The organism is Staphylococcus sp. GDX7P312P (assembly GCF_008385775.1).
In the GTDB taxonomy this organism is placed as follows: domain Bacteria; phylum Bacillota; class Bacilli; order Staphylococcales; family Staphylococcaceae; genus Staphylococcus; species Staphylococcus haemolyticus.
Genome location: NZ_VUKI01000010.1, coordinates 70,114 through 81,139, shown reverse-complemented (window position 1 = coordinate 81,139; position 11,026 = coordinate 70,114). Strand labels below are relative to the sequence as shown.

The 11,026-nt window shown below is 30.2% G+C and carries 10 protein-coding genes and 1 pseudogene; all 11 read left to right on the top strand.

Translation table 11 applies throughout. The features are described from left to right. Window positions 1-16: 16 nt before the first annotated feature. Window positions 17-946 (top strand): annotated as a pseudogene (locus F1592_RS04490) (UDP-N-acetylglucosamine 4,6-dehydratase family protein); the annotation flags it as partial. Window positions 947-948: 2 nt separating this feature from the next. Beyond that, the gene (locus F1592_RS04485; protein WP_033079684.1) at window positions 949-2,322 is read left to right on the top strand and encodes an O-antigen polymerase; all 1,374 of its coding nucleotides are present in this window, start codon (window positions 949-951) and stop codon (window positions 2,320-2,322) included. Then, the gene (gene wzx / locus F1592_RS04480; RefSeq protein WP_053016308.1) at window positions 2,319-3,680 is read left to right on the top strand and encodes an O-unit flippase-like protein; all 1,362 of its coding nucleotides are present in this window, start codon (window positions 2,319-2,321) and stop codon (window positions 3,678-3,680) included. Before F1592_RS04485 ends, wzx begins: the two co-directional genes overlap by 4 nt. Before the next feature lie 31 nt (window positions 3,681-3,711). After that, window positions 3,712-4,896 carry a glycosyltransferase gene (locus tag F1592_RS04475; RefSeq protein WP_053016309.1) on the top strand — a complete coding sequence of 395 codons (1,185 nt, stop codon included), beginning with the start codon at window positions 3,712-3,714 and terminating at the stop codon, window positions 4,894-4,896. 4 nt (window positions 4,897-4,900) lie between these two features. Next, window positions 4,901-5,773, top strand: a complete 873-nt coding sequence (locus tag F1592_RS04470) for a glycosyltransferase family 2 protein (RefSeq protein ID WP_053016310.1) — start codon at window positions 4,901-4,903, stop codon at window positions 5,771-5,773. A gap of 1 nt (window position 5,774) precedes the next feature. Next, the gene (locus tag F1592_RS04465; protein ID WP_053016311.1) at window positions 5,775-6,338 is read left to right on the top strand and encodes an acyltransferase; all 564 of its coding nucleotides are present in this window, start codon (window positions 5,775-5,777) and stop codon (window positions 6,336-6,338) included. Beyond that, window positions 6,335-7,336, top strand: a complete 1,002-nt coding sequence (locus F1592_RS04460; RefSeq protein WP_053016312.1) for an NAD-dependent epimerase — start codon at window positions 6,335-6,337, stop codon at window positions 7,334-7,336. Before F1592_RS04465 ends, F1592_RS04460 begins: the two co-directional genes overlap by 4 nt. Window positions 7,337-7,349: 13 nt before the next feature. Then, window positions 7,350-8,621, top strand: a complete 1,272-nt coding sequence (locus F1592_RS04455; RefSeq protein WP_053016313.1) for a nucleotide sugar dehydrogenase — start codon at window positions 7,350-7,352, stop codon at window positions 8,619-8,621. Between the two features lie 27 nt (window positions 8,622-8,648). Beyond that, window positions 8,649-9,779 carry a glycosyltransferase family 4 protein gene (locus F1592_RS04450; protein WP_149809768.1) on the top strand — a complete coding sequence of 377 codons (1,131 nt, stop codon included), beginning with the start codon at window positions 8,649-8,651 and terminating at the stop codon, window positions 9,777-9,779. Window positions 9,780-9,808: 29 nt separating this feature from the next. Then, window positions 9,809-10,402: a sugar transferase gene (locus F1592_RS04445; RefSeq protein WP_069724849.1), complete on the top strand. Its 594-nt coding sequence runs from the start codon at window positions 9,809-9,811 to the stop codon at window positions 10,400-10,402. Further along, complete coding sequence (locus F1592_RS04440) at window positions 10,402-11,022, top strand: acetyltransferase (protein WP_053016316.1); 621 nt, start codon at window positions 10,402-10,404, stop codon at window positions 11,020-11,022. Before F1592_RS04445 ends, F1592_RS04440 begins: the two co-directional genes overlap by 1 nt. The last annotated feature ends 4 nt before the right edge of the window (window positions 11,023-11,026 follow it).

The following is an 11,026-nucleotide window of genomic DNA, read 5'->3' as shown; positions in this document are numbered from 1 at the left end:
GTCCAATTTATTATAGAGCCAAATTTGTAGACAAGTTTGTAAATTCCAACCAGAACGTATTTTATTATTAGGTCATGGTGAAAATAGTATTTATTTAATTCATCAAGAACTTAGCAATATGTATAAAGATAAAATTGAAATAATACCGTTAATTGCGGATGTGCAAAATTCTACGCGCATGAGTGAGATTATGAACGAATATAAACCATATGCAGTCTATCATGCAGCAGCACATAAACATGTTCCGTTAATGGAATATAACCCACCTGAAGCATTTAGAAATAACGTTCTAGGAACTCGAAATACTGCATATGCTGCTAAAAAAGCAGGCGTAAGAAAATTTGTTATGGTATCAACAGATAAAGCAGTGAATCCCCCAAATGTTATGGGAGCATCAAAAAGAATGGCAGAAATGGTTATTCAAAACCTTAATGAAGAAAATGGATATACTGACTTTGTAGCAGTTCGATTCGGAAATGTTTTGGGATCTCGTGGCTCGGTGATTCCGTTGTTTAAAAAGCAAATTGCTGCTGGTGGTCCAGTTACTGTTACACATCCAGATATGACAAGATATTTTATGACTATACCAGAAGCATCTAGACTAGTACTACAAGCAGGTGCTTTAGCTCAGGGAGGCGAAGTTTTCGTGCTTGATATGGGTGAACCCGTTAAAATTGTTGATTTAGCACGTAATTTAATTAGATTAAGTGGTAAATCAGAAGAAGAAATAGGAATTCAGTTTTCAGGTATTAGACCTGGAGAAAAACTTTATGAAGAATTATTAAATGAAAATGAAATACATCCTGAACAAGTGTATGAAAAAATATATAGAGGTAAAACAACTACACCTCCTAAAGAGGAAATAGATGAAGCTATTGATTATTTAGAAACACATAACACTGAAATTAAAGACAAATTAATTAATTTAGCGAATGGGAAGTATTAATTATGGTAAATGTTTATAGAATTATAATTATAGTTTTATCGATTTTCAGTATTATAGCTTCTCTAGTTAGTTCATCTAACATTCCAAATAATTTAGTACTTATTCCTTTAATATTTTTAATTTTGTTTGTTGTATTTCCTTCATTTAGTAGATATATGTTTAACAACTTAGGAATAACTGTAATTAATTTTACAATGTTATTAAGATATGTTGTCTCGCCGTTGTTAATGGCTATTTATGGATCGGATATTCAAATTGGATCGTCCGTCTCGATGGTTATCCAGGGACAAGCAGTTAATTTAATGCTTTATGAAATGATTGTATTATTTGTTGTTTTTGCAATTTTTCATAAGTACTTTTATTCAAATAAAAATGAATTTCAAAATGTCAAATCAAGACCTAACTTGTTTGGATGGATATTCGTTATTTTCACACTGACATTAGTTGCATTATTTCCAACCTCTATAGGACGATATGCATTTATTTGGTCAGCATCTGAATTGAACAACGATGTAACAGCAGACGTTGGATTGACAGCACTGTTAGTTCAAATTGCTCAAATTGTTATAACAGTGGGTTTATTAAATATAATTTATAAGTTCTATGAAAGAAAACCAAATATATTATATCTATTTCTTTCATTACTAGTAATTATGATATCTGCTTCATTCATTATTGGGACAAGTAGATCGAGTATTGTCATTCCACTAATTACAGGTTTATTTACTGTGTTTATATTATATAAAAACTATAGAAAACTGATTATTACTCTGTCAGCGATTTTGAGTTTACTAGTTATTAGTGTATCAACACTTTTAAAACAGAATACAAATGTTGTGACTGCAAGAGGATTGTATCATTCAGCTGGAGCTATAGAGAATTTTAATACAGATGTTCAAATTTATTTTTCAGGATTAATAAATATAGGTCATTCGATTGAAAGTTCTTTTGTTTACAGCCCTTTCCAAATAAATGGGGTTTTAGGTGATATCACTCATTCCGTTATTTTTGTTAACTCATTCTTTACTAATTTTCAAAGTGCATTAGTTACTTTTAATGATATGTTTTATAAAAAAGTAGGAGTAAGTGACCAAATTCTTCCACTGCTAGGACAAGGTTATCTATATTTTGGAGCAATTTTATCACCAATTTTTTCAATAATTGTACTTTTAGTTGTAATGTTGTTAGATAAAAACATTCATAATAGTAACTCAGTTTTTACATTATACGTTTATGCTTATTTATGTTTGAAATTTTCTTTATTCTTTATGTCAAACGCAACCATATTACTTTCATTCTTTACAAACTTCTTCTTAGTTTTATTAGTAATCGCGATTTTAAACAAAAAAATTGTAGTTAGAAGGAAATTAGAATGAATATTGGAAGAAAAGATGTAATATGGGGATATGTAAGTTTATTACTAGTCCAAGGAATAAATGTCATATTACTACCTGTCATATTAAAATTTTTAAATTCTGCTGAACTTGGTGTTTGGTATACGTTTACTTCATTATATGGTTTAGCTATGCTTATTGATTTTGGATTTCAAACTATTATAACGAGAAATGTGAGTTATCTTTGGTCTGGTGCTCAAAACGTTAAAAGTGAAGGCTTCGAAACTGTTAAAGATGAGAATGCAAAAATGAATATTCCATATTTCATTAAAGTGATTTCAGCAGTAAAATTTATTTATACTTCAATGGGCACAATCATATTTGCGCTATTTATTTCGATTGGAACATGGTACATGGTAACTATTAATAATGGAGAAATTAAAATGGAAACCATGTTAATTTCATGGGCATTTTATATGATTTCAATTGTTTTAAATATTAGTTTTTCGTATTGGAATTCAGTTTTAAAAGGTATAGGAGCAATTAAGACATATAATCAAATTTTGGTTGTAACAAAAGGAACACAATTAATCCTATCTATTTTATTTTTAATGATAGGTTTAGGATTAATTGGAGTATCCGTTGCTTACTTTATCTCAGTAGTGGTAAATAGAATTTTACAATCAGTAGCATATTATAAATATTCGTCTGAAACTCAAAAGACAAAAGGCAAATTGAAAATCAATTATGATAAAGAAATTTTGAAAGCTTTAATTCCTAATACTTTGAGAACTGGCTCAATATCAATTTCAAATTACTTAATTATTAATTTTCCAATTATATTAAGTTCTTATTTTTTATCATTAAAAGTATCAGGTCAATTTGGTTTTGTTAATCAAATTATTACATTGATAATTATGCTTTCAAATTCATATTACAACACATATTTAGCTAAATTAAACTATTTAAGAGTGAAAAATAAATATGATGAATTATTAACTTTATTTAGAAAAGCACTGATCACTAGCTATTTATTTAATTTCATAGCATTTTCTCTATTTTTACTTTTAGGTAACTGGATTTTAAGTATCATAGGGGCAGATTATAGGCTACTTAATTTAATCCCTATGTTAATCGTCATAGTCTATAGATTTTTATATAATAATCAAACATTATTTACTAACTTTTTAGCAACTAAAAATTTGATACCACATCACAAATCATTTTTAACGTCAGCCATTGTAACGGTGGTAGTGCAATTAGTGCTATTACAGTTTTTCGATAATAAGTTGATTTATTTATTACTACCTTTATTAATTGTTCAATTAGTACATAATAACTGGTATTGGGTTTGGTACGTGATTAAAGATATTAAAAAAGAGAAAATTAACGCAAGATAGTTAATAATTTATAGTTGCTAAGGAGTTTATTATGAAATTATTATTTGTTGTCAACAATTTCAACTTTGGTGGACCGCAAAAAAGCTTACTTAATTTGTTTTATGAGTTAAAAGATACTAATCATGAAATTGACTTAATGATTTTAAATCAAGAGGATAGTTTAACAAAATACCTACCTGATTACGTTAATGTCAAACCTGTTAATTCTAGATTTTCAGTATTAATGCTTAACCGTAAGCATTTAATAACAAAAATCATGAATAATTTCTCCACTCCTAAATTAGTATTAAATGCATTTCTGTTTATATTAAAAAGCAAATTGAAACTCCATGATACAACTAAGGCTAAGCAACAATTTTGGGTAGATAATAAGTGGGCTGATTCAACATTAAAAAAACGTTATGACTATGCAATCGGTGTTTCAGGTGGACATTCAGTTTATTTTATAGAAGACTTTATTAATGCAAAACATAAAATAGGGTGGATTCGCACAGATTATAGGGTATTGAAGAGAGACCATAATATTGATCAAAAATATTTCGATAAAATGGATGGAATGCTTTCAGTCTCTAAAATGTGTTCAGATATTTTTGAAGATATATTTAATATTAAACCATTTACTTTTTATAATAGCCTACCTATTAAATTATATGAAAATATTGCAGATGAAGATATTAATATTAGTACAGGTACATTTAATCTGTGTACAATTTGCCGATTAGATAATGGGAAAGGTTTAGACTTGCTAATAGAGGCAGCAAAAATATTAAAGTCAAAAAGTATAGAAGTTAAATGGTACGTGGTTGGTGCTGGAAAACTAAGTAACTGGCTTGATGAAGAAATTAAAAAAAATCATTTGGAGCAAATTGTTTTACCAGTAGGTTTTAGATTTAATACTGGTAGCATTGTTCGTAAAATGGATATATTAGTGCATCCCTCAAGGTTTGAAGGGAAATCTAATACTATAGATGAAGCCTTACATTACAATATCCCAGTAGTAGCTACTAATTTTGAAACTGTTTATGAACAAATTAATGATGGTGAAAATGGCTTTATAGTGAACATGGATGGTAATGAAATTTCGTTGAAAATTGAAGAACTCAAGAATAACAAAGAACTTTACCAAATTATCAAATCTAATCTTGAAAGTGCACCTAATGAAAATGTAGATAAAGGCAAAGAATTTATTGAAACTATAAAGCATATAGGGGGTTAATAAAATGTTAACAATCTTTACTCCTACTTTTAACAGAGCGCATACACTTCCTAGACTTTACGAATCATTGTTAAATCAGACAGACTACAATTTTGAATGGTTAATTGTGGACGATGGATCGTCAGATAATACAGCTCAATTAATAGAGACATTTAAGAATGAAAAATTTCCAATCCATTATATTTATCAAAAGAATCAAGGTAAACATATAGCATCTAATGTTGGACTCAAAGCTGCTAAAGGTGACATTTTTGTTGTTCTAGACAGTGATGATTGGTTTTATCCAAATGCGGTTCAAGTTTTTAATGAAAGCTTTCAAAACAATGTTGATATGAAAGCATTAATCACATTAGATACTTATGAAAATGGCGACGTTGTTGGCGAAAAATTACCTAATATTGAAAAAGTAAATTGGGTAGACTTACGTTACAAATATAAGGTTAGACATGATAAATGTTATGTATTTAAAACTAGTATTATTAGAAATATGACTTTTCCTCAATATGGGAGTTCTAAGCATATGCCACCGTCTTATCAATGGTTTGAATTTAGTGAACTATATGATTGTTATTTGTCTAATATCAATACAAAATATGTTGAATATCAAGAAGACGGTATTAGTAGTAAGGTTAAAACAAATTACTTTAAATCAGCTGAAAACTATTGCGAATATCGCAAATTAGCTCATAGACAATTACCAACGAATAAAGATAAATTAATCAATTACCTACTTTATGACATATCTTGGATAGATACAGGTTTAAATCCTAAATATAGATTCAAAGATACTGAAAAATTCATAACTTCACTAGTATTAACACCATTTGCTTCACTATTGTATTACTATTACAAATTGAAGTTTAGAAGGAGAGGATAAATTGATTAATATGTCTAAGAATAAATTATTCAATTTGTTGCAAATTCCATACAATATTATTCCGAAGCCAGTATGCAATTTATTGTGGGATATTTCACTAATAAGTGATTCAATACCTTCAATTATTTATAGACGATTATATTTGAAAAAATATACTAAAAGCGCTGGTTCTAATATATATATTGGTAAATATGTCATCTTAAAAAACATCCATAGATTAGTTTTAGGAAATGATGTAAGTATACATTCATATTGCTACATAGATGCTTATGGAGGGATAGAGATTGGCAATAATGTGTCAGTAGCAAACCATAGTACTTTGATATCATCCGAGCACACATGGCAAGATGTGGAAACACCAATAAAGTTTAATAGTATCGAGTCTAAAAAAATCACTGTTGAAAATGATGTTTGGATAGCTGCAGGAGTAAGGGTGTTGGGTGGCAATAGAATTAGTGAAAGGTGCATTATTGGAGCAGGCGCGGTCGTTAATAAAAGTACAGAGCCTAATTGCTTATATGCAGGTGTTCCAATCAAGAAAATCAAGGAGGTCAATACAAGATGAAAGTATTAATAACTGGCGTAGCAGGTTTTATCGGATCGACTCTAGCAAAGAAGTTAATTAGTCAAGGTTATGAAATTGTTGGTATCGACAACATTAATGATTATTATTCTGTTCAATTAAAAGAGGACAGACTAAAGTCAATCGGAGATGAACAATTTACTTTCTATAAAGTTGATTTAGAAAATCATGAAAAAGTAGACAAAATATTCGAGGATGAAAAACCAGAAGTAGTCGTTAACTTGGCTGCTCAAGCTGGTGTTAGATATAGTATTGAAAACCCTAGAGCATATATTGACTCTAATATTGTTGGATTTATGAATATTTTAGAAGGTTGCCGTCACTATGACGTTAAACATTTAATTTACGCATCATCTAGCTCTGTCTATGGTGCCAACACAAATAAACCGTTTAAAACATCTGACAACATTGATCATCCTTTAAGTTTGTATGCAGCAACTAAGAAATCTAATGAATTAATGGCACACACTTATAGTCACTTATATAATTTGTCGACAACTGGTCTAAGATTTTTCACAGTATATGGACCATGGGGTCGACCAGATATGGCATTATTCAAATTCACTAAAGCTGTTGTAAATGACGAAACAATTGATGTATATAATCATGGAAAAATGATGCGTGACTTCACTTATGTTGATGATATTGTCGAAGCGATTAGTCGATTAATTCAAAAACCAGCTAAACCAAATCCAGAATGGTCTGGTGCTAATCCTGATCCAAGTTCCTCTTACGCACCTTATAAAATTTATAACATTGGTAATAATAGTCCAGTACGTTTAATGGAATTTGTTGAAGCAATTGAAAATAAACTTGGTAAAACAGCTAAGAAAAACTATATGGATTTACAACCTGGAGATGTTCCTGAAACATATGCCAACGTAGATGATTTATTTAATAACATCGACTTTAAACCAGAAACATCAATTCAGGATGGGGTAAATAAATTTATAGATTGGTATTTAGAATATTACAAATAAAGGAGATTTTAAGATGGATAGAAAAATTGCAGTAGTAGGTTTAGGATATGTTGGATTGCCAGTAGCGGTTACTTTCGGAAGAGTGCATCAAGTTATTGGATTTGATATTAACGAAAATAGAATTAAAGAATTAAAAGAGAATTATGATAGAACAAACGAAGTAACAACTGAAGGTTTAAAAAATACTGATATCAAATTTACGTCAAATTCAGAAGATCTTAAAGAAGCAGATTTTATTATTGTTGCAGTACCTACACCTATTGATAAAAATAATAAACCGGACTTAACTCCATTGTTAAAAGCCAGCGAAACTGTAGGTAAAGTTTTAACACCTGATACAATTGTAGTTTATGAATCAACAGTTTATCCTGGAGCGACTGAAGAGGACTGTGTTCCTGTACTTGAGAGAGAATCAGGATTAACATGTGGTAAAGACTTCTTTGTTGGTTATTCTCCAGAACGAATCAATCCAGGTGATAAAGTACATACATTTGAAACTATCACTAAAGTTGTCTCTGGTCAAACTCCTGAAGTTTTAGAAGTAGTAGCGGATGTTTATGGCTCAGTAGTAACAGCTGGCGTTCATAAAGCTTCATCAATTAAAGTTGCAGAAGCAGCAAAAGTGATTGAAAATACACAACGTGATGTAAACATTGCATTAATGAATGAATTAGCATTGATTTTTGATAAGTTAGATATTGATACTAACGAAGTACTACGTGCTTCTGGTACTAAGTGGAACTTCTTAAACTTCAAGCCAGGCTTAGTAGGCGGACATTGTATTGGTGTTGACCCTTATTACTTAACACACAAAGCTCAAGAAGTTGGCCATCATCCAGAAGTAATATTAGCTGGTCGCCGTATAAACGATGATATGTCTAAATTTATTGCTTCAAATGTCATTAAAGGCTTATTAAAACAAGGTTTAGAAGTACAAGGTGCAACTGTTAACGTTTTAGGTTTAACATTCAAAGAAAATTGTCCTGACTTAAGAAATACAAAAGTGATTAATATCATCAAAGAATTAAAAGACTACGGTTTAGACGTTCACGTTAATGATGTTGAAGCAGATAAAGAAGAAGCACAAAGATTTTACAATATAAATTTAGAAGATAAAAATGAATTACCTCAAGCTGATGCAATTGTATTTGCTGTTGCACATAAAGATTACGTTGATAATAAACAAGATTATTTAAAACTTGTTAAAGATAATGGTGTCGTTCTAGATATTAAAGGTGTTATTGAAGAAAATGAAATCGGAAATAAAGGTCTTTGGAGATTATAAAACCCTCTATATAGATAAGGTGATTGGATGACTAATAAAAAAATATTTCAATTAGTAACGGTCTCGAAAAGTATCACTTTGATGAAAGGGCAAATTGAGTATTTAAGAGATAAAGATTTAGATGTACATGTTGTGTCATCTGAAGGACCGGAGCAAAATACGTATTCTTCTGATATTACACATGTAGTTAACATGGAAAGAGAAATATCTTTGAAAAATGATTTAAAGTCACTTTTTAATATGATTAAACTTTTTAGAAAAGAAAGACCTTACATTGTTAATTCAGGCACGCCGAAAGCTGGTCTAATTGGTACACTAGCAGCATTTATAACACGTAGACCAGTGCGTATCTATACTGTTCGAGGTTTAAGATTGGAAACTGTAACTGGTTTGAAATACAAAATTCTTTATGCCATGGAAAAATTGGCAATGTATTGTTCAACTGATATTATCGCAATTTCTGATAGTTTAAAAGATAAGATAGTTGAATTAGGTTTAGCAAAACAAAAAGATATTAAGGTTTTAGGTTATGGTAGTTCTAATGGTATTAACATAGATAACTTCAGGAAAGATAACGTTTCTGTACCTAACGACATTAAAGAAAAAATATCAGGAAACTTTGTAATTGGATTTGTTGGTCGTATCGTAAAAGATAAAGGGATTCATGAAGTGATTGAAGCCTTTAAATTAGTACAGAAAAAACATAAAAATGTGAAGTTAATGATAGTTGGTCCTATTGAAAAAGATGATTCAATTAGTGAAGATGAGTTCAAATACTTACAAAATGATCAAGATATTATCATGACAGGTCATGTAAATGACACAGTAAGATATTATAACACTATGGATGTTTTACTTTTCCCTACTTATCGTGAAGGATTTGGAAATGTGAGCATTGAAGCACAAGCCGTTGAAGTGCCAGTTATTGTAAATAATGTAACTGGAGCAAAAGATACATTAGTTGATAATTTCACTGGTTTTTTAGTGGATAAAGGTAATTATCAACAAATCTTTGATAGGATTGATTATTTGATTACCCATCCTCAACAAAAAGAACAGTTAGGTATTAACGGTCGAAAAAATGTAGAAGAAAAGTTTAGAAATGAAGTCATTTGGGAACATTTAGAAACTATTTATAAAAACAAACTTCCTGTTTAAAACAAATTAATGAAAAGGGGGGACGAGTTATGATTAAACGTTTGTTCGACATAGCTGTGAGTGGTACAGGTTTAATTTTATCAGCTCCTATCACACTTACTGCAGCTATAGTTATTGCAAAAAAATTAGGTAAACCGGTTTTATTTAGACAAACACGTCCCGGTCAATATGGAGAACCATTCGAGATATATAAATTTCGTACTATGTCTGATAAAAGAGATGAAAATGGAGAATTACTTCCAGACGATCAACGCATGACATCTGTAGGCACTTTTATAAGAAAATCTAGTATTGATGAATTACCACAATTGATTAATGTGTTAAAAGGAGATATCAGTTTGATAGGTCCTAGACCTTTATTGATGGAATATTTACCTTTATACAATGATGAACAAAAAAAGCGACATAATGTTAAACCAGGAATTACAGGCTGGGCCCAAGTCAATGGACGTAATGCAATTACTTGGGATGCAAAGTTTAAATTAGACGTTTTGTATGCTGAAAATCAATCGTTTAAGTTAGATATGTATATTATTTATAAGACGATAATTAATATATTAAAACGTAAAGATATCAATGCGCCTAATCATGTAACCGCTGAAAAGTTTAAGGGTAATGTATGATGAGTAAACCGATTATAATCGTTGGCAAAGGCGGCCATTCAAAAGTCATTAAAGATATAATTGAGACGACAGATCAATATCATGTCGCAGGTTATCTTGATAACGCTATTGATGAATATTACACAGATAATGATATATTTTATGACAACTTGGATAACATAAAACAATATAAAGATGTGTATTCATTTATTATTGCTATTGGAAGTAATCAAATTCGTCAAAAACTTTTTCATCAATTAGAAGTTAAAATTGAACAATATGCAACATTAATTCATCCAACAGCGGTTGTGAGTCCTAGTGCGAAGATTGGTTACGGAACGGTTGTAATGCCTAATGCGGTGATAAATGCGGACTCCATAATTGGAAAGCATGTAATAATCAACACAGGCGCAATAGTCGAACACGATAATCAAATTAGTGATTATGTTCATATTTCACCTAATGCTACATTAGCAGGTGGTGTTAAAGTAGGCGAAGCCTCACACATTGCAATTAATGCGGCTGTGATACCGTTAATTGAAATTGGTGAAAGATGTATTGTAGGAGCAGGTGCAACAGTCATAAATAATGTTAAAACAGAATCAACAGTCATAGGAACGCCAGCAAAAATTAAGGAGTGAATAA

Coding starts and splice junctions, on each gene's coding strand:
- F1592_RS04455 (WP_053016313.1), top strand. CDS start 7,350: ATGGATAGAAAAATTGCAGTAGTAGGTTTAGGATATGTTGGATTGCCA.
- F1592_RS04475 (WP_053016309.1), top strand. CDS start 3,712: ATGAAATTATTATTTGTTGTCAACAATTTCAACTTTGGTGGACCGCAA.
- F1592_RS04485 (WP_033079684.1), top strand. CDS start 949: ATGGTAAATGTTTATAGAATTATAATTATAGTTTTATCGATTTTCAGT.
- F1592_RS04450 (WP_149809768.1), top strand. CDS start 8,649: ATGACTAATAAAAAAATATTTCAATTAGTAACGGTCTCGAAAAGTATC.
- F1592_RS04440 (WP_053016316.1), top strand. CDS start 10,402: ATGAGTAAACCGATTATAATCGTTGGCAAAGGCGGCCATTCAAAAGTC.
- F1592_RS04460 (WP_053016312.1), top strand. CDS start 6,335: ATGAAAGTATTAATAACTGGCGTAGCAGGTTTTATCGGATCGACTCTA.
- F1592_RS04445 (WP_069724849.1), top strand. CDS start 9,809: ATGATTAAACGTTTGTTCGACATAGCTGTGAGTGGTACAGGTTTAATT.
- F1592_RS04470 (WP_053016310.1), top strand. CDS start 4,901: ATGTTAACAATCTTTACTCCTACTTTTAACAGAGCGCATACACTTCCT.
- wzx (WP_053016308.1), top strand. CDS start 2,319: ATGAATATTGGAAGAAAAGATGTAATATGGGGATATGTAAGTTTATTA.